The following is a 20,031-nucleotide window of genomic DNA, read 5'->3' on the forward strand; positions in this document are numbered from 1 at the left end:
AGCCTAAAGCGTCGATTTTCGTTCCATTTTCCCTATATTTGTCTGTTAATATGGAGACAAAAGACATCATTAACATTACTGCACAGCAAACCAGCGCAATTTACAATTGGACATTTAATAGCATTCAAAACGTTGGACTATCTGACCGATATGCGCATATCGTAACTTCTGCGAGCTTATTAATTACTACTTTTTTAGTTCTTTATGTTATCCATTTTATTATTAGTGCCATTTTTAATTCTGTCTTAACGAAAATCATCAAAAAGACGAAAACTACTTGGGACGACTTTTTATTAAAGAATAAGGTATTAAATAAGCTTAGCCAGCTTATTCTTGTGATCATCGCCCAACAAATAATACCTTTCATCTTTGTCGGCTTTCCTAATTTTACCGCCGGACTTAATAAATTTCTGAGCGTTATTGTCATTTTTGCGGTATACGCCTTTGTCAACAGTTTATTAAAGACCGTACGGGATATTTTACGCACCTCCAAAGCCTTTGTGGACAAACCGCTTGACAGCTATTTACAGGTTGTACAAATATTTTTAATATTTATTATTGGTACGCTTATCGTATCTATCGTAACGGGCAACTCGCCTTGGTCATTCCTGGTATCATTGGGAGCCGCATCAGCGATTTTGATGCTGGTATTTAAGGATACCATCCTTGGTTTTGTCGCCAGTATACAAGTGTCGGCCAATGATTCTGTCCGGGTAGGCGATTGGATCGAAATGAGCAAATACGGAGCAGACGGCGATGTGTTGGAAATCAATCTCAACAACGTTAAAATCCAAAATTTTGACAAAACAATCGTGACCATACCAACTTATACACTTCTTAGCGATGCTTTTAAAAACTACAGAGGCATGCAGGATTCGGGTGGTAGGCGAATTAAGCGCTCCATCAATATCAAGATTTCTTCCATTCGATACCTTACAGATGCAGAAATTGTCGAATTAAAGAAAATTGCACTATTGGCTCCTTACATTGCGCAGCGGGAGGAAGAAATTCAGACTTACAATCAGCGTACAGGCGTGGATGAATCGGTATTAGTAAATGGTAGGCGGATGACCAATGTTGGCTTGTTTAGAGCATATATCAATGCATACGCCAAGCATAATCCTGATATTCATAAAGGGCTGACATTAATGGTTCGCCAATTAGCGCCAAATGAACATGGTCTACCACTTGAACTGTATATGTTTACGAATGGTACACAATGGGCATTTTTCGAAAACACGATGTCCGATGTATTTGATCATTTATTCGCTGCGATAAAATACTTTCACCTCGAAGTATTTGAATTACCCGCCTCCGATGATTTACGCCATCTCCTCGCAGAAACGGACTTTAGATCAATTGGAAAAGATAAAGATGAGCAAGATTAACCGCACGAAGGTTGACTTAAATAAAAAAGGGTTATCCTGCGGGACAACCCTTTTGCTTTCGGCGTATTTCACAACAAGCCTCAACATAAACACTAACCATTAATTAAACCATTAATGACGAACAAAAATTACTCATCACAAAGGTGAAGTATTCATATGAAGTAAAGATTAGCGTTGTGTTAAATGAGAAATTATTTCTTTATCGTGCATTGGCGATATTAATTCGTTCCAAAACCGTTTCTATTGTCGTTTTGGCAGCATCCATCATTTTTTGATTTCCCGGATAATCAGCGTCCATCGTCACCGTTTTCCCTTTTTCTTTATACTTGTATTCGAGTATATAACGTGGAACTGCCCGCCCGTCAATGGAGTCTGTTCTAGATGTTGTCAGATCATCATCCACATTCCAGAATCCCATTTCCATCGCTTTTCGATGTAGAAAAAGTAGATCATCACTTGTCAACTTTAATTTCTTTTTGATAATTTCATTTTCCCGATTCAGATATTGATAATCTTGTGTCGCCGAATTATAACTGTTCAACATGGAATCGCGCAAACCGTATTGGATGGAAATATATTCAAAATCTGAATAACGAAAAGGTGCATTCTTGATCATATTGGAATAATAATAAACACAATAGATAAAAAAGGATCCGATAATACACAGTGCCAAAAAAATGGCCTTCGCTCTTTTACTCATGACAAATCAATTTGTCGCAAAAATACACATTAGATGGAACTTAAACACCAAAGGCAGACGCTTATTAGAATGGATTTGTAATTTGAATGTTAGATTTTTGGTGTACCTGCACGTACAAAGTACTTATAATACCAATTATCTTTTATGTCGGAGATAATCACCCCTCTTCTGGTGGATACATGTACAAATTTATTATTATGCAGATATACACCTACATGATCGATGTTTCTTCCGCCAAAAGAGAAAAAGACCAAATCACCTTCCCGCAATTGCCTTTCGTATTTTCGCTTGACCTGATCGCCCATATCCCGGGAAGTACGGGGTAGGTCTTTCCCATACACCTCGCGATACAACATCCCAACGAAGCCAGAACAATCTATGCCCGACGGCTTCGTTCCACCGAGACGATGTGGACTTCCTAGCCACTTATCGATGAAAGAGTAAAGTGATTTATTGTTCAAATCCCGCGGGGAAACACCCAGTATCGCAGCATAATTGTCTATTCCGGAACCAGACAATGATTTATCACGCGCGTCACTTGCATCCGTGGGAATGGATTTACTTGTACTAGATGTACCGTGGTGGGGACGACTCCCGTAGAGTACTTTTCTTTTGGCGCCACAAGATGCCAATAGAAAAATGGCCATAACCCACGATAATAGCGTAATATACCTATATGATCGGTGCTGCATAGCACAAAAATAAACATCACAATGCGTTTAACAAAGTTTGCAGAATGATTTTGTATCTTGCGCGCCAAAATGGACAAGGAACAAGTAAAAGGTATTATTGCTGTTGTATTAGGTGCTGCCAGTTTCGGTATATTATCCACCTTTGTTAAAAAAGCTTATGCGCAAGGTTTCACGCTGGGCGAGGTAACGGGCATCCAAGCTTTTTTTGGCATGCTGTTTTTATGGATACTCATCGGAATAATGTTTATCATAAACAAAGGTTATTTTTCCAAATATCCTTCCACTTCTCCGAAATGGCACATCGTCGTCAGTGGATTATCCACCGGCGCCGTCAGTATTTTGTATTACAAAAGTGTCCAGCTTGTTCCAGCATCCTTAGCTATCATTCTATTGATGCAATATATTTGGATCGGGCAACTGATCGAATTTATTTTCTTCAAAACAAAGCTTACAAGACGACAAAGCATTGGTATCGCCGCCATCTTAGGAAGTACCGTTCTCGCAACCGGTTTAGTAGAACACGACTTTAAATCGATTAGCGTTGTCGGTATTGGCTACGGACTCCTTGCGGCTACCGCCTACGCCATATTTATTATTGTCAGTGGACGTGTCGGCAACGACCATCCCCCTCTTCAAAAAAGTGCCTATATGATTATTGGGGCTTTTCTGTTGGTGTTTGTGTTGTTACAACCGCTTACCCTTTTTACGTCTTCGGTTTTTTCTTCTCTATGGCGTTATGGATTGTTACTCGCCATTTTCGGGACAGTCCTCCCCCCTCTTTTATTCTCGTATGGAATCCCAAAAACGGGGGTATCACTCGGAAATATCCTGAGTTACATTGAATTGCCTGTAGCGGTTTGTATGTCTTACATTGTTTTAAAGGAACACGTATCCTTATTACAGTTTATGGGTGTAGCCGGTATATTGGTCGTGGTGGTATTACTGAATATCCAGAAACGCCGAATGCAACACTAAACTTAGTGTACCAAAAGCTCCGGTAATTCTTCAATCTCTACCTCACATTGATCGGTAATAGTTGTGAATTTGACCGGCACGATTTCATTGACCAATAAAGGATCATACAACGAGCGTACTTTTACATAATTTTTAGAGAAGCCGTGCATATAACCGTCTTTAACATCACTCTCAAACAACACCTCTCCGACTTTCCCTAACTGTTTTTCATAAAATGCTCTCCGCTTTTTCTCGGAAAGGATATGTAACATTTTACTTCTATCACTACGCTGTGCTCCCGGAACAGCTCCTTCCATCTGAGCGGCAATGGTGTTTTCTCGTTCGGAGTAGGTAAAGACGTGCAGGTAGGAAATATCCATTTCGTTCAGGAAATTGTATGTATCTAGGAAGTCTTCCCGCGTTTCGCCCGGAAACCCAACGATAACATCTACACCTATACAACAGTCAGGCATCAACGATTTTATCTTCGCGACGCGTTCCGCATAAAGCTCGCGTTTATAACGTCGACGCATTTTCGCCAATACATTATTACTTCCCGATTGCAAAGGCATGTGGAAATGTGGTACAAACCGCTTAGACTGTGCTACAAACTCAATGATTTCATTCGCTAGTAAGTTCGGTTCAATAGAGGAAATACGTATACGGTCTATACCTTCCACCTCATCTAACGCTTTCACCAAATCTAAAAAACGGTCTTGCCGCTTCCCATCCCGTATACCGTAATCACCAATATTCACGCCCGTCAGTACAATTTCTTTCACGCCCGAGGCCGCAATTTCCTCAGCCTGTCGCACAATATCTTCAATCTTACCCGAACGGCTTGCTCCACGTGCCAACGGAATCGTACAGAAGGTACACGAATAGTCACAACCATCTTGCACTTTTAGGAAGGTACGGGTGCGATCACCGATAGAATAAGCCGAGACAAATTGGTGTGTCTCGTCAATTGGTCCATTATGAACAACCGCTTTTTCCTGTTTCGTTAGGTCGTTGATGTGTTGAATGATATTAAATTTCTCCGCAGCCCCCAACACCATATCGACCCCCGGAATTTCCGCTATCTCTCTCGGTTTTAACTGAGCATAGCATCCTACGATGGTGATATAGGCATTGGGCGAATGCTTTAGGGCTTCTTTCACGACCTTACGACACTTTTTATCGGCATGATCCGTTACCGAACAGGTATTAATGACATATACATCTGCCTTGCTATTAAATGGGGTGGTTTCATAGCCTGCTTCCTTGAAAATCCTGCCGATAGAAGACGTTTCTGAATAATTCAGTTTACATCCCAACGTATAAAAAGCTACTTTTTTGTTCATGACGATTTTACAAAGTTACTTTTTTTTCCCTCAAAAAAAGATTAAAAAGACCTATCTTCGTAGTCATATGAAACAATATTTGGATTTATTGAAGCATGTTTATGAAAACGGGGTTGATAAAACCGATCGTACGGGTACAGGGACGCGCAGTGTCTTCGGTTACCAGATGCGCTTCAACCTAAAAGATGGTTTTCCGTTGGTGACCACCAAAAAATTACATCTTCGTTCTATCATACACGAACTGATCTGGTTTTTAAAAGGCGATACGAATATCCAGTATTTAAAAGAAAATGGGGTAAGCATTTGGGATGAATGGGCGGATGAAAATGGTAATTTAGGACCTGTATACGGTTCACAATGGCGTTCTTGGCCAACACCGGACGGCCGTCATATCGACCAAATAGCGAAAGTTTTGGAGCAGCTTAAAAAATCTCCTGATTCCCGCAGAATTATCGTGTCTGCATGGAATGTTGCTGAAATAGAAAACATGGCACTGCCACCTTGTCACGCTTTTTTCCAATTTTATGTTGCACCTGCTCAACCTGAAAAGGGTATATTGAAGCCACAGCTTTCTTGCCAACTTTACCAGCGGAGCGCAGATATTTTCCTAGGCGTACCTTTCAATATTGCTTCCTACGCTTTGCTGACCATGATGGTTGCCCAAGTATGCGATATGGAAGCAGGTGATTTTATACATACATTGGGAGACGCCCATATATACAGCAATCATTTTGAGCAAACGGAACTGCAATTGAGCAGAGAACCGAAATCACTGCCGACGATGAAAATAAATCCGGATGTGCACGATATTTTCGATTTTAAGTTTGAAGATTTTGAACTGGAGAATTATCAGTTTCATCCCCACATCAAGGCACCGGTAGCGGTGTAATTCGTGTGTTAAGAGAAAACAAATGAACAATCTAAAAATAACACTAATTGTAGCCGCAGCGGAGAACAATGCTATTGGAAAAAACAATCAGATGTTGTGGCATCTACCCGATGATTTTAAATATTTCAAACAGCATACGTTAGATCATTCGGTTGTCATGGGTCGAAAAACATATGAGTCCATAGGCAAACCGTTGCCACAACGCCGTAACATTGTCCTGACAAAAGATTTGAATTGGTCCAAGGAAGACATTGATGTGGCGAACTCACTAGATGAGGTACTAACATATTGTCGGGATGAAAGAGAAATCTTCATCATTGGTGGTGCCAAGATTTATCAACAGGCACTTCCACTTGCGCAAAAAGTGTTATTAACACGGGTACATACCACCTTGAATGGCGACGCCTATTTTCCGGAACTTCCCCCAGCGGAGTGGAAAAAGGTAAGTGAGGACAGGCATGTGCAAGACGAACGCCATGCCTATGATTTTACTTTTGAAGTTTGGGAGCGGACGATATAGCTGCCTCAATTAATTCTGCGTAAAAATCACCCTCTTTCATACCCAATGCGCGAACCTGCTGTGGAATAAAACTCTGTGCTGTCTGGCCGGGAATGGTGTTGATTTCAATAAAGTAAAATTTATCCGTACCAGTTTCTAAAAAGAAATCCACACGCACCATCCCTTTGCAATTCAGACGGACATAAATATCCCGAATAATCCGGGAAGCTCTCTCCTGCTGATCTGCAGTCAGGTCGGCAGGTGTGATTTCTTCCGTTAAGCCGGCCACATACTTCGCTTCGAAATCGAAAAACTCCCGTGTCGTACGAACTTCCGTAGCAGGCAACACAATCAACTCCCCTTCTGCATTTCGAAAGATACCTTGCGAAAATTCTCTTCCGGTGACAAATTCCTCAACAAGGACTTGCGCGCCGGTATTCGCCGCATCAAAAGCTTTATCCAATGCGACCTGCAAGTCTGACGACGCTTTCACTTTAGACATTCCGATGCTGCTTCCACCCGCATTGGGCTTTACAAACAGGGGTAAGGTCAGGTTTTGTTGTACGATATGGGGCGCGTCGCTTCGGTGTGTAGCAAATAACAATACGGAGTTCGCTACGTATAGATCCTGGATATCCCTTACAATAGCTTTCGTATACCCTTTGTTCATTGTTAACGCTGATGTCAACGCATCACAGGAGGTATAAGGCAGTCCAATCATATCAAAATAACCCTGCAATCGGCCATCCTCCCCCGGCGAACCGTGCAAGATGATAAAAGCGACATCAAATGTAACGATGTGTCCATCGATATCCAACGAAAAATTCTCTCTGTTTACCGAAATCTTAATACCAGCTTCCGTTACGTAGAACCAGGTATCCAACGTAATCGTTATCGGATATACCTCATATTTTTCTTTGTCGAGCTGCGCCTGTACAAATGCAGCACTCTTGAAAGAAACCTCTGCCTCTCCGGTATACCCCCCGGTAATTAAAGCTATTTTTGTTTTCATTTTTATTTTTGTTAGAAAGTTAGAGGATAATTGCAAATTAATGTTAAACGAACGCAAATATAACTTGTGTTACGGGGAAAAAAGAATAATTTTGTCTATTATATTGCATGTTCGCGCATGATATAGATGTGCTTTATTATATTAGAAACAACACATGTCGAAATTATTACTGTATCTAAGAACAGATACGTTTAGAAAAAATTTAATTGGAGCGATGATTGCACTTGCACTCTTATTTTTAGGTGTTTATTTCGGACTTCAATGGTATACGAAGCATGGGGTTTCGATTGAAGTACCGCAGGTAAAGGGATTACATATCGATGATGCCATTCAAACATTAGAGAAAGCCGATTTAGAATATTCGATTGATTATGTGTACCAGATGGATGCAAAACCGGGACTTGTCATGGAGCAAGATCCAGACCCAAAATCACAGGTAAAAACGGGAAGGACAATCTATTTAACCATCATCACCGAAACACCACCTGAAGTCGCCTTCCCCGATATCATTGACAAAACGTTTATAGAAGCCTCTGCTATTTTGAGAAACCAATCGCTTAAAATCGCGGACACCGTCTATGTGGCAGATATCGCACGGGATGTTGTATTAGATGTTAAATTTGGGGGGCAACCGCTAAAAGCCGGACGGCCTATCCCGAAAGGTTCTCAGATAACCCTTGTGCTCGGTAATGGGCAAGGAGCGGATGATATCGAAGTCCCCAATCTCATCGGTTTATCATTACCTGAAGCACGATTTGCACTTTCGGGGGTGGGATTAAGTTTAGGCAATATCACGTATTCTGGCGTGATAACAGATTCATTGTCCAGCACCATCGTTTTCCAACAACCGGATACCACTGCAGGGTTTGTCAGTATGGGTAGTGCGGTGAATGTAACGTTAGCGAACTAAAAAACATGGCAGAGAAAAAAAAACGTTTTCGGAAGGTATTCGGCATTATACTCTTGTTGTTATTCTTTGCAGGAGCTGTAGTGGCATGGATAGGTTATCAGGCTTTTATGGGGCCGAGTGTCACCGATAAGCAGGAATATCTGTATATCAAGACAAACGATACTTTTGAAGATGTACTACACACGGTGACCGAACAACAAATTGTAAAGAATCCAACACTTTTTCGCTATATCGCGGATGCAATGGAATATCCAGACAATGTAAAGCCGGGACGTTACAAGCTTACCGAAGGCATGTCTAACAGACGTTTAATCGGAAATCTTAGGGGGGGGTATCAAGAAGCGGTCAAGTTTAGGTTTGAAAACATCCGTCTTAAAGAGAACTTCGCCGCTTTGCTCGGTAAAAACTTTGAAGCGGATTCGACCACTTTTATCGAAATCCTCGGTAATGAAGAGGTCGCCGAGTCGTACGGATTTACCTCGGAAAATTTCTTCACCATGTTTATTCCAAACACCTACGAGATTTATTGGAATACCGCTCCGAACAAAATTATCACACGCTTTCACGACGAATACAACAAGTTTTGGACACCCGATCGCAAAGAAAAAGCAGCGGCTATTGGTTTAAGACCACAGGAAGTGAGTATCCTCGCTTCTATTGTAAAGGGAGAGGCATTGCATACCGATGAGATGCCCGATATTGCAGGGCTCTACCTCAATCGCCTGGAAAAAGGGATGCTATTACAAGCAGATCCTACCGTCATCTTCGCGAACAACGACTTTACCATTAGACGTGTCCTCAACAGGCATCTCACCATCGACAATCCCTACAACACGTATCGATATGGAGGACTGCCTCCCGGACCGATTATGCTTCCCAGCATTGCATCTATCGACGCTGTTCTTAACCATAAAAAGCATGATTACATTTATATGTGTGCCAAAGATGATTTTTCCGGTTACCATAATTTTGCGAGAACACAGGCAGAACATTTAGTCAATGCGCGAAAGTTTCAGCGCGCATTGACGGAACGGAATATTATGCGATAGGAGGAACGAAATGTTTACACACGAAACCACGTTACGTATACGCTATGCAGAGACTGACCAAATGGGGTATGTATATTATGGAAATTACGCATCATTCTATGAAGTAGCCCGTACGGAAATGCTGCGCAGCACTGGGATTTCCTATAAGGAATTAGAGGATATCGGTGTTATGCTACCTGTTACCGATTTGGTCTGTAAATATTATCAACCCGCCCGGTACGATGACTTGATAACGATTAAAACCGCTATTAAAGAAAAACCGGTGGTGCGTATTCAATTTGACTATGAAATATACAACCAAAATGGTGTATTGCTGAATACAGGCTATACACAACTTGTATTTGTCGATATGAAAAAGAATAGACCCTGTCGCGCTCCTCAAATTTTCCAGGAAAAGATGGCGTCTTTTTTTTAATATAATCTATTGTAAATAAAAGTTTTTCGTATCTTTGCAGTCCTTGCAACGCAAGGAAAAGGAGAATTAATAATTAATGGCAAAAAAACAAGAAGCAGAAAAAGAGTTAGCGGCGAAAAACGCAGAGCTACAAGGTGCTGACACTAAAGTAGTGAAAGACACTGAACAAATCGAGTCTGAAGCAGATTCAAAATTAATCGAAGACATCAAATCTACCACTTGGAGTACACCAGAAGGTGACTTTGACTGGGATTTAGATGAAAAAGCGTTCGGTAACTACAGCGACACAGAGCGTGCTAAATTAGAAGAGCAATACGCTGGAACATTCAATCAAATCAACCAAGGTGAAATTATTGAAGGTACTGTGGTTTCGATCAACAACAAAGATGTTGTATTGAACGTAGGTTTCAAATCAGACGGCCTTGTAGCATCATCGGAGTTCCGCGACTTACCTGACTTGAAAGTTGGTGATAAAGTAGATGTGTTTGTAGAATCTCAAGAGGATGCAAACGGTCAGCTTGTATTATCACGCAAACGTGCTAAAACACAAAAATCTTGGGAAGCTATCAACGAGGCATTGGAAAACGATGCCATTATCGATGGTTTCGTTAAATCTCGTACAAAAGGTGGTTTAATTGTAGATATCAAGGGTGTAGAAGCTTTCTTACCTGGTTCACAAATCGACATCAAACCTATCCGTGATTACGACGTATACGTAGGTAAAACTATGGAATTTAAAGTGGTTAAAATCAATCATGAGTTTAAAAACGTTGTTGTATCACACAAAGTATTAATTGAGGACGACTTAGAAAACCAAAAATCTGAAATCGTTGCTAAATTAGAAAAAGGACAAGTATTGGAAGGTACTGTTAAAAACATTACAGATTTCGGTGTATTCATCGATCTAGGTGGTGTTGATGGTTTGCTTCACATTACAGATATTTCTTGGGGTCGTATTGAGCATCCGAAAGAAGTATTGGCTTTAGACCAAACAATCAACGTGGTTGTATTAGATTTTGACGATGAGAAAAAACGTATCGCTTTAGGTCTTAAACAACTATCAGAGCACCCTTGGGAGTCTTTAGATACGGAACTAGCAATAGGTTCTAAAGTAAAAGGAAAAATTGTTACCGTAGCAGACTACGGTGCATTCCTTGAAATTATCCCTGGTGTAGAAGGCTTAATTCACGTATCGGAAATGTCTTGGTCTCAAAACTTACGTTCTCCACAAGAATTCTTGAAAGTAGGAGATGAAATCGAAGCGGAAATCTTAACATTAGACCGTGAAGAGCGTAAAATGAGCTTAGGTATCAAACAATTGACACCTGATCCTTGGAAAAATATCACAGAGCGTTACCCAATCGGATCTAAACAATCTGCAGTTGTTAAAAACATGACCAACTTTGGTGTGTTTGTAGAGCTAGAAGATGGTATCGATGGTTTAATCCATATCTCTGACCTTTCTTGGTCTAAGAAAATCAACCACCCTAACGAATTCACTAAAGTAGGTGAAACATTAGAGGTTGTTGTTTTGGAACTTGATGAAGAAAACCGTAAACTTTCTCTGGGACACAAACAATTGGAAGAAAACCCTTGGGACACATTTGAAACCATCTTTACAGAAGGTTCTGTTCACGAAGGTACTGTAATCAAAGTTGGCGACAAAGGTGATATCGTTGCATTACAATATGGTGTTGAAGGCTTCTGTCCGAACAAACACTCTATCAAAGAAGACGGTAACCCATTGAAAGTAGACGAAGTTGCGGAATTCAAAATTATTGAATTTAACAAAGAGAACAAACGCTTAGTGATATCCCACTCTCGTATCTGGGAAGACCAAAAAGCAGAAGCTCGTATTGAAGAATTCAATAATCGCAAAAAAGAAGCAAAAGCCGCTAATTCAGCTGTGAAAAAAGTAAAAGACTCTGTTGAGAAATCTACATTAGGTGACTTAGATGTTCTTGCACAATTGAAACAGCAAATGGAAGGTGACGAAAAGAAATCTAAATAATTTTAGGTTATCTGTATACTTCAAAGCCCCGATTGGAAATCAATCGGGGCTTTTTTTGATACGGTTTTTCTTCGCTAAAACTTAAATGTTAAGCCGACATTCAGCAAAGCCTTCTGAGCCCAGAAACGATCCGAGGTTATCGGAAAAATCTCCTATTAAAACTGGGCGCAAAAATCAAAAAAAAATCCCGACCATCATAAGTCGGGATTGTCTTGATAACATCATTTCGTTATACGTCTATCTTCGCATATTTTGCATTTCGTTCGATAAATTCTCGCCGTGGCGCAACTTCATCTCCCATTAACATGGAGAAAATACGATCACACTCCGCAGCATTCTCGATAGTCACCTGACGTAGCGTACGTTGTTCGGGATCCATGGTAGTTTGCCATAACTGCTCGGCATTCATCTCTCCTAGACCTTTATAACGCTGTACATGGACGGAATCCTCCTTTCCTGCACCTTTCAAACGTTGAATAGCGGCCAAACGTTGATCCTCGTTCCATGCGTATTCAAACTCCTTCCCTTTCTTGACCTGATAAAGCGGTGGCGTTGCAATATATACATAACCCTTCTCTATCAACTCCTTCATATAACGGAAATAGAAAGTCAAAATCAACGTAGCAATGTGCGAACCATCCACATCGGCATCCGTCATGATAATGATTTTATGATAGCGTAATTTTTCCAGGTTCAATGCTTTGGAGTCTTCTGCCGTTCCTACGCTTACACCCAACGCCGTAAACATATTTTTTATTTCCTCGTTTTCATAAATCTTATGTTCCATGGCTTTCTCCACATTCAGAATCTTACCTCTCAACGGCATAATGGCCTGAAAACGACGGTTACGACCTTGCTTCGCCGTTCCACCCGCAGAATCTCCCTCGACAAAGAAAATCTCGCATGTTGCCGGATCGCTATCCGAACAATCCGCTAATTTCCCCGGAAGTCCAGAACCTCCCATTACTGTTTTTCGCTGTACAAGTTCACGCGCTTTACGTGCTGCTGCGCGCGCTTGAGCGGCAATAATAACTTTCTGTACAATGGTCTTTGCCTCTTTGGGGTTTTCTTCCAGGTAGATGCCCAAGATCTCCCCTACAGCAATATCCACGGCACCCATCACCTCGTTATTACCTAATTTAGTTTTGGTTTGCCCCTCAAACTGCGGTTCGGCAACTTTAACCGATACAACAGCCGTTAATCCTTCACGGAAGTCATCCCCTGTAATATCAACTTTGAGGTTTTTCAACAAGCCGGATTTATCGGCATACGCCTTTAGCGTACGCGTCAATCCACGACGAAAACCAGCCACATGTGTACCGCCCTCAATGGTGTTAATGTTGTTAACATAGGAGTGCACATTTTCCGAATAAGTATCATTATATTGCAAAGCAAGCTCTACGGGCACACCTTGCTTAATTCCTTCGACATAAATAGGTTCGGGAATAAGCGGTTGACGAGTACCATCTAGGAATTTCACAAATTCACGTAGACCACCTTCCGAAAAAAACTCATCCGACTTACGCGAGCCATCTTCATTGATCTCCCGTTCATCTATTAACGATAAGCGTACACCCTTATTCAGAAACGCTAATTCACGCAAACGATTTGCCAACGTATCATAGTTATACGTGGTCGTCATCGTGAATATTTCGGAATCTGGACGGAAAGTGACTATGGTTCCGGTGATATCACTTTCGCCAATTTCCTTCACATTATACAAAGGCTTACCCTTTTCATATTCTTGTTGAAAAACCTTCCCATCCCGGTGCACTACAGCAGATAAATGGGTAGATAGCGCGTTCACACAAGAAACCCCCACCCCATGCAAACCACCAGATACTTTATAGGTATCTTTATCAAATTTACCGCCAGCATGCAACACCGTCATCACCAATTCCAAAGCCGATTTGTTCTCTTTCTTGTTAATACCGGTCGGTATACCGCGTCCGTTATCCTTAACAGAAATTGAATTGTCGCTGTGAATCGTAACGACAATATCCGAACAATACCCTGCTACAGCTTCGTCAATAGAGTTGTCAACCACCTCATAAACTAAATGGTGCAAACCTTTAACACCTGTATCGCCAATGTACATGGAAGGTCTCTTACGTACTGCTTCCAGACCTTCTAACACCTGAATATTATCCGCCGAGTACGTTGATGAATTCTTATTTTCTTCGCTCATGAAATTAATTTAAAATGAGTATCGTTAAACATTCAAAAATACGATTTTTTTCCCTAAAAATCAAGAGATAATATACGTGTGATAGCTCCGTATTCAAATGATGGACAGCCCTGAAATATTCGTAAATACCCCACTTTTTAACGTATAATTTGCTAAGAAATAACAAAGAACTTCTAAAATTTGATTTTTTATCTTAGGTTTGTTTTCTGAAAACTATATTAGAATGAATAAACTATTTAAAACAGTATCAAACGTATCTTTAGGATTGGTGGCCATCCTGGCCGTAGCTTCCTGTAACCAAAATGCAAGCACCGGAACTGCACCTAAAACTGATTCTAGTGCATCCGTTGCGGGTGCCAACGAAGGAGAGAAAATCGTTTATATAAACGCTGATACTTTATCCGAAAAATACGAATATTATAAAGACATTAGAAGTAAACTCGAAGCGAAGGTAAAAAAGGCACAGAGTGATTTACAAAGTAAAGGCCAGGCCTTCCAACGTGAGGTAGCCGAATATCAACAGAAAGCAGCTACTATGAGCGCTTCTGACCGTCAGGCAACAGAAGAAAGACTAGCTCGTAAACAAGATGAACTGGGACGCCTAGACCAAAATGCATCCGCATCTATTGCACAGGATGAATCGACGGAATTCAACAATGTATATAATACTATCTCGGAGTATTTGAAAAAACATGCCGAAGAAAAAGGTTATGAGTTGGTATTAACGTACTCCGTTTCCAATCCTACTGTGTTATATGCAGAAAAGAAAAAAGATATTACTACCGAAGTGGTAGCTGCCTTGAACAAGGAATATCAAGACAAAAAAGCCAAAGAAAAGAAATAAGAAAATTCAAACAAATAAGGCTATTCTCGGAATAGCCTTATTTGTTTTACGATTTCTTGAATATATTTGTTATCTCACCATGGTACGCACCATCTTAGATTCTAGCAACGCTTCCTTTGATTGGATTGATATATCCGAGCCTACACTTGAAGATTTCGAAACACTTAGATCCAAATATCAATTACACGAGGCCTCGATTAAAGATTGTCTGCAGATCGGCCAGCTACCGAAGATTGAAGAATTCGAAAATTACCATTTTCTCATTATTCGCTCTATTCCCGCAAAATTTGACAATTTCTCCGATACCCTAACTGAAATTACGGAACGCATATCAATATTTTTTAGCGACAAGTTTGTGATTACTGTCCATCGCGGAAATATCGAATATCTGGAAAAACTCGCTGATAACTTTCCGTTTAATAAACTCAGTTCCAGCAAACTTTTCATCAACCATCTTACCTCTGAGGCACTGAAGACTTTTGAAAACTTAGTTATCAACAAACTAAATACGCAGCTGGACAGCTATGAAGAGATGGTATTTTTAAACCGAAGGAAAAAGGACTTCCTACGTCAGCTTTATTACATTAAACGTCAAATCGATCTTATCCGCATTATATTAACACTTTACAAGGATATCGTGGATTTCTTTCATCTATCAGCATTTAAGAATATCTATACGCAGGACTTAAAAGATATTTATGCTCGCTCGTCCACCTTATATAGAAACATCTCTGAAAATACAGCACAGCTTCTCTCTGTTTATTTCAATATAGAATCTAATCACACCAATGATATTATGCGTACATTAACCATCATATCGGTTTTTTTCATGCCGCTTACTTTCATCGTAGGTGTGTATGGCATGAACTTCAAAAATATGCCCGAACTAGAATGGTACTACGGTTATCCGGCGGTCATCTTAGCGATGGCAGTTCTTGCCGCACTCATTTATTATTGGTTCAAAAAGCGTAGATGGTTGTAATTAACGTTTTTTGGGCGTAGTAGCAATAAAATCCTTAAGGTAGTAAGGTTCAAAATAAATAATATTCTCAAAAGCACCTTGTTGGAATTTTTGAAAAGCTAGTTTATCAAAAAACGAGGCCGCATTACGAAATCCTACCTGCACCTGAACCATCTCTTGGTCTTCAAAAAGTGTATCCAGTTTATCTGCCCCACTTCCAAAAAGAACATAGCCTGTATGTTCACCTACCTCGGAAAAAGAACTTTCATCGATAATATGAGCTGTTGTCTCTGCTATACATTCCAACTGCGCATTGTATTTGGCCATATATACTTCCATCCGACGAGCATCGATCATCGGCACTAATATACGGGTAAACACGCTCCCATTCTGCCGGGAAACAAAGCCAGAAACCATCGCTTCCAGCGTATTCACGGCGATTAATGGAATATCCAAGGCGTAACATAGCCCTTTAGCGGTTGAAACACCGATTCGGAGACCCGTATAGGAACCAGGGCCTTTGCTTATGGCTACCGCGTGCAGATCACTCCTGGTGATGACCGCCCTTTCCAATACTTCCTCGATGAACAAGGTTAGGCTGCTCGCATGTAAATTAGGTCCGTCGGCTTCTACCGTGGCTATTGTTTTTCCATTTTTTCCGATAGCGACAGAGCATACCGGTGTTGCTGTTTCTATTTGTAAAATGTATGTATTTTCTATCATAGACTTTATGGAACAGGATCGTGTCCATGCCCTCCCCAAGGATGGCACCTCAATATTCGTCGAATCGCCAGATACCCTCCTTTAAAAGGGCCGTATTTCAGGATAGCTTCCTTACCATACTGCGAACAGGTTGGCGTATACCGACAATTGGCTCCTAAAAACGGTGAAATGAAAAGCTGATAAAAACGGATGATAACTACGAAAAACCACTGTAGTGGTTTTTTAATCAGTTTTTCCCATAAGAATTTGAATATGCTCATCTTTCAGCTTGGCTAATACCTTTCCCATACGTTGATAGAGCATTGCATAGGGTTCCTTTTCCTTTCCCACATATTGGAATGCCACCAACAAATGTAGGGAATGTTCTTGAAGAAACTTATATAAATCTGATTTTTGCAGGCGATAAGTCTCTCTTATCCGACGTTTGAGCGCATTCCGATCTACCGCTTTTCGAAAGCGACGTTTAGAAACGGAGATTATAGATTGCGCAGGAATAATATTTTGTTGTATAGGTGGGGTATACAGCCATACAACACGGTAAGGATAAACAACAAAAGAAGAACCATTACGGAAAAGACTTTCAATAAGTCTTTTACTGCATAATCGTTCTTCCTTCGTAAATGTATAGCTCATTGTGACTATTTGCCGAAACACAAGCCCGCAGGAGCCACCGACCTGTATTTATTACCCTTTGTGACGGTATTCGTCCGATACAGAAAGACGTTTTCTTCCTTTAGCTCTACGAGCAGCCAATACTCTTCTGCCGTTAGCGGTACTCATACGCTCACGGAAACCGTGCTTATTTCTTCTTTTTCTTAACGAAGGCTGAAATGTTCTTTTCATGACGCTATTATGCTTGTTTTTATATCTAAATCAATCCCTCCCTATACAAGGGAATGCAAAAGTACTGTTAATTTAGAAAAGAAGCAAATTTTACCAAAACTATTTACTCCTTAGTATATCACGAATCTCGGTCAACAACACCTCTTCTTTAGATGGTGCGGCTGGTGCGGCTGGAGCTGCTTCTTCCTTGCGTTTCAAAGAATTAATTCCCTTGATTACCAAAAAGATACAAAACGCAATAATCAGGAACTGAATAATAACGTTAATAAAATTACCATACGTAATAGCAACTTCCGTAGTGCCAGCAGCCTCATTCGCTTCTGTGATAACATACTTCATGTTGCTGAAATCCACCCCACCTGTAATGTAGCCAATAGGCGGCATGATAATATCATCCACCATGGAAGTAACAATCTTACCAAAAGCACCTCCGATTACCACACCGACTGCGAGGTCGATGACGCTTCCGCGCATGGCAAATTCCTTAAATTCTTTTAGAAATCCCATAATTTTAAATTTAAAAACAATGAATAATCAAAAATGACAATTAAATCTACAATATTCAAGAATTTCGTAATATTTTTAACACGCGCATAAATCATGGATATGAGGTAGACTTTTTTTATATCATTTACTTAATTATATTTGTTCCGTCATAGCAGACAAGTACATCGCATATCGAACTTACAAAAACACCAGCATAAGCAACCCGTAAATGAAGAGAATATTAATAGCGGACGACCATAGCATTGTAAGACTAGGCGCTTCCATGATTATTAAGGAGTGCATTCCTGAAGCAGACATTCAACAGGCACAGACATACGATGAGGTGTATGATTTTTTGCACAAAGAATCTTTTGACTTACTCCTACTGGATATTAATATGCCTGGCGGCAATAATATTAAAGTTATCAAGGAATTATTAGATATCCAGCATCAGGTGAAAATATTAGTTTTCTCATCGTATGAGGAAAGTATCTATGCGCTGCGGTATATCAATGCAGGTGCTTGCGGCTATATTAATAAGACAACCGCAATGTCGGAACTTAAAAATGCCATAGAGAACATTATGACACGTGGAAAATATATGTCCGAAGCTGTGAAGGAGCTTTATATACAGAAACTCACGTCGAGTAAATCCTCTTTTGACAAAGGGAACCCGTTACATAAATTATCCAATCGCGAAATGGACGTCGCGAAACATCTTACCAAAGGTCTCGGTATTTTGGAGGTTGCCAAACTGATGGAATTAAGTTCTTCCACAGTGAGCACTTACAAGAGTCGTGTTTTCGAGAAATTAAATGTGGGTAATATCCCGGAGCTTATTGAACTATTCAACCTGCATAGTGAAGCGTAAAAAAGAGAGGTTGTCTTTTCAACAACCTCTCTTTTTTATCTTAATTCTGCTATGGTGACCTCCGGAATATCTTTTACAGCGGGTTCTTCCAAGTAACTTCTACGCTGAAAAACATATCCTTTTTCACTATCTAACTCCCACAATAGCGGCGATAGGAAACGAATACAATTCGCAAATCCTTGATTAGTTGCAGCAAGATTACCTGTATCCTTAGAGTTCTTCGCTTCATTTTCAATTTCAAAAGGTCCGTCAAATCCTCGCCGATGCAAGACTGCAACGAAATCATTCCAGTCCATGTGATCTGTCCCTCCAAATCCCGGAAGCATAGCTTCATAATGATGACGGTCCCAATCGTGTTGCGGAATCGTAATGCCTGCTTGCTCTGCCAAGGAAACATCTACATGTTGCATAGGATACATTCCGCCCCACTCCACACGAGCCTTCGTTTTTAAATTACGGGTCGTTTTTACGTGAATACGTTTTAACCGGTCAATATCCATTTGCTCCATTACTTCTACCGGATCTACATTCTGCCAAATATCATGTGAGGGATCATATATTTCTCCATGTGCCTTGCTTGGGATTAATGCATACATTAATTTCCGTGCGGCCAATACAGCCGGCAGATTATTATAAGTAGAGGTATAGCGAGCAGAACGCCAACCTTCCATCGGACAGTTTTCGTACACAATGGTAACACCGAGGTCTTCCGCATATTTGACAATCGGTTCGAATACCCGTTTATATTCCTCTAAATTTTTCTGGAATCCATCGATTTCATTTCCAAGATCATGGTTGTACCCTACAAATGTTCCCACTTTCACATCATTTCTATCTCCTCCCAGTAGGTGCGCTATTCGAATAAGACGCAACAGGTGGTTTTGATTTTTGACCCGTTGTTCCGGATCACCTCCGATCATATTTTCAAACGCGCCTAAAGACAAACTCAATTCTGCCACATTAAACTTCTCAACAAGGCGTTTAGCATCCTCCGGCGAAAAGCTTTCGTAATCCAAATGTGTAGCGGTATGATCTTCACGTGTCCCATCTTTTCTAAATACACATAAATCGATCCCCTGTGCCCCCACTTCCTTGGAAGTAGTTATTAATTCGTCCAAAGACAATTTATCATACGCAGAGCTCATCACCCATATGGGATTATTTAGTTTAGCCAACATATACGTCTAGATTTTAATTTTTGTTTGGGTAAATATAAATAAAAAAGACAGCATTTCTGCTGTCTTTTCAAGTGT

General features: G+C 40.5%; 22 protein-coding genes. 11 read left to right on the top strand and 11 right to left on the bottom strand.

The window, feature by feature from the left end; all coding sequences use genetic code 11:
* The first annotated feature begins 50 nt into the window (after positions 1–50).
* Positions 51–1,388 (top strand): mechanosensitive ion channel family protein, encoded by a 1,338-nt coding sequence (locus tag EWE74_RS09425; RefSeq protein WP_130141312.1) that lies wholly within the window; start codon positions 51–53, stop codon positions 1,386–1,388.
* Between the two features lie 199 nt (positions 1,389–1,587).
* Here the strand turns inward: EWE74_RS09425 and EWE74_RS09430 are convergent, their stop codons facing one another.
* Together EWE74_RS09430 and EWE74_RS09435 are read right to left on the bottom strand one after the other, a co-directional pair.
* Positions 1,588–2,088: a hypothetical protein gene (locus EWE74_RS09430; protein ID WP_239018611.1), complete on the bottom strand. Its 501-nt coding sequence runs from the start codon at positions 2,086–2,088 to the stop codon at positions 1,588–1,590.
* Positions 2,089–2,177: 89 nt separating this feature from the next.
* Positions 2,178–2,735, bottom strand: a complete 558-nt coding sequence (locus tag EWE74_RS09435; protein ID WP_130141313.1) for a C40 family peptidase — start codon at positions 2,733–2,735, stop codon at positions 2,178–2,180.
* 114 nt (positions 2,736–2,849) lie between these two features.
* On the opposite strand from EWE74_RS09435, the gene EWE74_RS09440 reads away from it, so the two are divergent.
* Entirely contained in the window at positions 2,850–3,755 is a 906-nt protein-coding gene (locus EWE74_RS09440) for an EamA family transporter (protein WP_130141314.1), read from the top strand.
* Positions 3,756–3,757: 2 nt separating this feature from the next.
* Here the strand turns inward: EWE74_RS09440 and mtaB are convergent, their stop codons facing one another.
* Entirely contained in the window at positions 3,758–5,077 is a 1,320-nt protein-coding gene (gene mtaB / locus EWE74_RS09445; protein WP_130141315.1) for a tRNA (N(6)-L-threonylcarbamoyladenosine(37)-C(2))-methylthiotransferase MtaB, read from the bottom strand.
* A gap of 67 nt (positions 5,078–5,144) precedes the next feature.
* Between mtaB and EWE74_RS09450 the strand changes: the two genes are divergently transcribed.
* Together EWE74_RS09450 and EWE74_RS09455 are read left to right on the top strand one after the other, a co-directional pair.
* The gene (locus tag EWE74_RS09450; protein WP_130141316.1) at positions 5,145–5,966 is read left to right on the top strand and encodes a thymidylate synthase; all 822 of its coding nucleotides are present in this window, start codon (positions 5,145–5,147) and stop codon (positions 5,964–5,966) included.
* Positions 5,967–5,988: 22 nt separating this feature from the next.
* Positions 5,989–6,486, top strand: a complete 498-nt coding sequence (locus tag EWE74_RS09455) for a dihydrofolate reductase (RefSeq protein ID WP_130141317.1) — start codon at positions 5,989–5,991, stop codon at positions 6,484–6,486.
* Here the strand turns inward: EWE74_RS09455 and EWE74_RS09460 are convergent.
* The gene (locus tag EWE74_RS09460) at positions 6,455–7,477 is read right to left on the bottom strand and encodes a D-alanine--D-alanine ligase family protein (protein WP_130141318.1); all 1,023 of its coding nucleotides are present in this window, start codon (positions 7,475–7,477) and stop codon (positions 6,455–6,457) included. The two genes, EWE74_RS09455 and EWE74_RS09460, sit on opposite strands and share 32 nt — an antisense overlap.
* 154 nt (positions 7,478–7,631) lie before the next feature.
* Here EWE74_RS09460 and EWE74_RS09465 point away from each other — a divergent pair, with 154 nt between their 5' ends.
* From EWE74_RS09465 to rpsA, 4 genes are all read left to right on the top strand, one after another.
* The gene (locus EWE74_RS09465) at positions 7,632–8,387 is read left to right on the top strand and encodes a PASTA domain-containing protein (RefSeq protein ID WP_130141319.1); all 756 of its coding nucleotides are present in this window, start codon (positions 7,632–7,634) and stop codon (positions 8,385–8,387) included.
* A 5-nt stretch (positions 8,388–8,392) separates the two neighbouring features.
* A complete protein-coding gene (mltG, locus tag EWE74_RS09470) occupies positions 8,393–9,436 on the top strand; it encodes an endolytic transglycosylase MltG (protein WP_130141320.1) in 1,044 nt (347 codons plus the stop codon).
* Between the two features lie 10 nt (positions 9,437–9,446).
* Positions 9,447–9,851, top strand: coding sequence for an acyl-CoA thioesterase (locus EWE74_RS09475; protein ID WP_130141321.1), 405 nt, complete (start codon positions 9,447–9,449; stop codon positions 9,849–9,851).
* Positions 9,852–9,927: 76 nt separating this feature from the next.
* Positions 9,928–11,862 (top strand): 30S ribosomal protein S1, encoded by a 1,935-nt coding sequence (rpsA, locus tag EWE74_RS09480; protein WP_130141322.1) that lies wholly within the window; start codon positions 9,928–9,930, stop codon positions 11,860–11,862.
* Positions 11,863–12,091: 229 nt separating this feature from the next.
* On the opposite strand, the gene gyrB is transcribed toward rpsA, so the two are convergent.
* Entirely contained in the window at positions 12,092–14,050 is a 1,959-nt protein-coding gene (gene gyrB, locus EWE74_RS09485; RefSeq protein WP_130141323.1) for a DNA topoisomerase (ATP-hydrolyzing) subunit B, read from the bottom strand.
* A gap of 223 nt (positions 14,051–14,273) precedes the next feature.
* Here gyrB and EWE74_RS09490 point away from each other — a divergent pair, with 223 nt between their 5' ends.
* Together EWE74_RS09490 and EWE74_RS09495 are read left to right on the top strand one after the other, a co-directional pair.
* On the top strand, positions 14,274–14,894 hold the full coding sequence (locus tag EWE74_RS09490) for an OmpH family outer membrane protein (RefSeq protein WP_130141324.1): 621 nt from the start codon (positions 14,274–14,276) through the stop codon (positions 14,892–14,894).
* 79 nt (positions 14,895–14,973) lie between these two features.
* A complete protein-coding gene (locus EWE74_RS09495) occupies positions 14,974–15,876 on the top strand; it encodes a CorA family divalent cation transporter (protein WP_130141325.1) in 903 nt (300 codons plus the stop codon).
* On the opposite strand, the gene tsaB is transcribed toward EWE74_RS09495, so the two are convergent.
* The 5 genes from tsaB to mscL form a co-directional block, all read right to left on the bottom strand.
* Positions 15,877–16,578, bottom strand: coding sequence for a tRNA (adenosine(37)-N6)-threonylcarbamoyltransferase complex dimerization subunit type 1 TsaB (gene tsaB / locus EWE74_RS09500; protein WP_130141326.1), 702 nt, complete (start codon positions 16,576–16,578; stop codon positions 15,877–15,879).
* Between the two features lie 5 nt (positions 16,579–16,583).
* Positions 16,584–16,838 carry a membrane protein insertion efficiency factor YidD gene (gene yidD / locus EWE74_RS09505; protein ID WP_130141327.1) on the bottom strand — a complete coding sequence of 85 codons (255 nt, stop codon included), beginning with the start codon at positions 16,836–16,838 and terminating at the stop codon, positions 16,584–16,586.
* Positions 16,801–17,211: a ribonuclease P protein component gene (locus EWE74_RS09510; protein ID WP_130141328.1), complete on the bottom strand. Its 411-nt coding sequence runs from the start codon at positions 17,209–17,211 to the stop codon at positions 16,801–16,803. The genes yidD and EWE74_RS09510 overlap by 38 nt, the downstream gene beginning before the upstream one ends.
* A 51-nt stretch (positions 17,212–17,262) precedes the next feature.
* Positions 17,263–17,421 (bottom strand): 50S ribosomal protein L34, encoded by a 159-nt coding sequence (rpmH, locus tag EWE74_RS09515; protein ID WP_130141329.1) that lies wholly within the window; start codon positions 17,419–17,421, stop codon positions 17,263–17,265.
* A 99-nt stretch (positions 17,422–17,520) separates the two neighbouring features.
* Positions 17,521–17,928, bottom strand: a complete 408-nt coding sequence (gene mscL, locus EWE74_RS09520; protein ID WP_130141330.1) for a large-conductance mechanosensitive channel protein MscL — start codon at positions 17,926–17,928, stop codon at positions 17,521–17,523.
* Positions 17,929–18,136: 208 nt separating this feature from the next.
* On the opposite strand from mscL, the gene EWE74_RS09525 reads away from it, so the two are divergent.
* Positions 18,137–18,778 (top strand): response regulator transcription factor, encoded by a 642-nt coding sequence (locus EWE74_RS09525; RefSeq protein WP_130141331.1) that lies wholly within the window; start codon positions 18,137–18,139, stop codon positions 18,776–18,778.
* A gap of 35 nt (positions 18,779–18,813) precedes the next feature.
* Here the strand turns inward: EWE74_RS09525 and EWE74_RS09530 are convergent, their stop codons facing one another.
* Positions 18,814–19,956: a sugar phosphate isomerase/epimerase family protein gene (locus EWE74_RS09530; RefSeq protein ID WP_130141332.1), complete on the bottom strand. Its 1,143-nt coding sequence runs from the start codon at positions 19,954–19,956 to the stop codon at positions 18,814–18,816.
* Between the last annotated feature and the right edge of the window lie 75 nt (positions 19,957–20,031).

This window comes from Sphingobacterium corticibacterium, assembly GCF_004208525.1.
GTDB lineage: Bacteria > Bacteroidota > Bacteroidia > Sphingobacteriales > Sphingobacteriaceae > Sphingobacterium > Sphingobacterium corticibacterium.

Excerpts from the sequence above, each read along its gene's own strand:
- EWE74_RS09425 (WP_130141312.1), top strand. The coding sequence starts at position 51 with ATGGAGACAAAAGACATCATTAACATTACTGCACAGCAAACCAGCGCA.
- EWE74_RS09430 (WP_239018611.1), bottom strand. The coding sequence starts at position 2,088 with ATGAGTAAAAGAGCGAAGGCCATTTTTTTGGCACTGTGTATTATCGGA.
- EWE74_RS09435 (WP_130141313.1), bottom strand. The coding sequence starts at position 2,735 with ATGGCCATTTTTCTATTGGCATCTTGTGGCGCCAAAAGAAAAGTACTC.
- EWE74_RS09440 (WP_130141314.1), top strand. The coding sequence starts at position 2,850 with ATGGACAAGGAACAAGTAAAAGGTATTATTGCTGTTGTATTAGGTGCT.
- mtaB (WP_130141315.1), bottom strand. The coding sequence starts at position 5,077 with ATGAACAAAAAAGTAGCTTTTTATACGTTGGGATGTAAACTGAATTAT.
- EWE74_RS09450 (WP_130141316.1), top strand. The coding sequence starts at position 5,145 with ATGAAACAATATTTGGATTTATTGAAGCATGTTTATGAAAACGGGGTT.
- EWE74_RS09455 (WP_130141317.1), top strand. The coding sequence starts at position 5,989 with ATGAACAATCTAAAAATAACACTAATTGTAGCCGCAGCGGAGAACAAT.
- EWE74_RS09460 (WP_130141318.1), bottom strand. The coding sequence starts at position 7,477 with ATGAAAACAAAAATAGCTTTAATTACCGGGGGGTATACCGGAGAGGCA.
- EWE74_RS09465 (WP_130141319.1), top strand. The coding sequence starts at position 7,632 with ATGTCGAAATTATTACTGTATCTAAGAACAGATACGTTTAGAAAAAAT.
- mltG (WP_130141320.1), top strand. The coding sequence starts at position 8,393 with ATGGCAGAGAAAAAAAAACGTTTTCGGAAGGTATTCGGCATTATACTC.
- EWE74_RS09475 (WP_130141321.1), top strand. The coding sequence starts at position 9,447 with ATGTTTACACACGAAACCACGTTACGTATACGCTATGCAGAGACTGAC.
- rpsA (WP_130141322.1), top strand. The coding sequence starts at position 9,928 with ATGGCAAAAAAACAAGAAGCAGAAAAAGAGTTAGCGGCGAAAAACGCA.
- gyrB (WP_130141323.1), bottom strand. The coding sequence starts at position 14,050 with ATGAGCGAAGAAAATAAGAATTCATCAACGTACTCGGCGGATAATATT.
- EWE74_RS09490 (WP_130141324.1), top strand. The coding sequence starts at position 14,274 with ATGAATAAACTATTTAAAACAGTATCAAACGTATCTTTAGGATTGGTG.
- EWE74_RS09495 (WP_130141325.1), top strand. The coding sequence starts at position 14,974 with ATGGTACGCACCATCTTAGATTCTAGCAACGCTTCCTTTGATTGGATT.
- tsaB (WP_130141326.1), bottom strand. The coding sequence starts at position 16,578 with ATGATAGAAAATACATACATTTTACAAATAGAAACAGCAACACCGGTA.
- yidD (WP_130141327.1), bottom strand. The coding sequence starts at position 16,838 with ATGAGCATATTCAAATTCTTATGGGAAAAACTGATTAAAAAACCACTA.
- EWE74_RS09510 (WP_130141328.1), bottom strand. The coding sequence starts at position 17,211 with ATGAGCTATACATTTACGAAGGAAGAACGATTATGCAGTAAAAGACTT.
- rpmH (WP_130141329.1), bottom strand. The coding sequence starts at position 17,421 with ATGAAAAGAACATTTCAGCCTTCGTTAAGAAAAAGAAGAAATAAGCAC.
- mscL (WP_130141330.1), bottom strand. The coding sequence starts at position 17,928 with ATGGGATTTCTAAAAGAATTTAAGGAATTTGCCATGCGCGGAAGCGTC.
- EWE74_RS09525 (WP_130141331.1), top strand. The coding sequence starts at position 18,137 with ATGAAGAGAATATTAATAGCGGACGACCATAGCATTGTAAGACTAGGC.
- EWE74_RS09530 (WP_130141332.1), bottom strand. The coding sequence starts at position 19,956 with ATGTTGGCTAAACTAAATAATCCCATATGGGTGATGAGCTCTGCGTAT.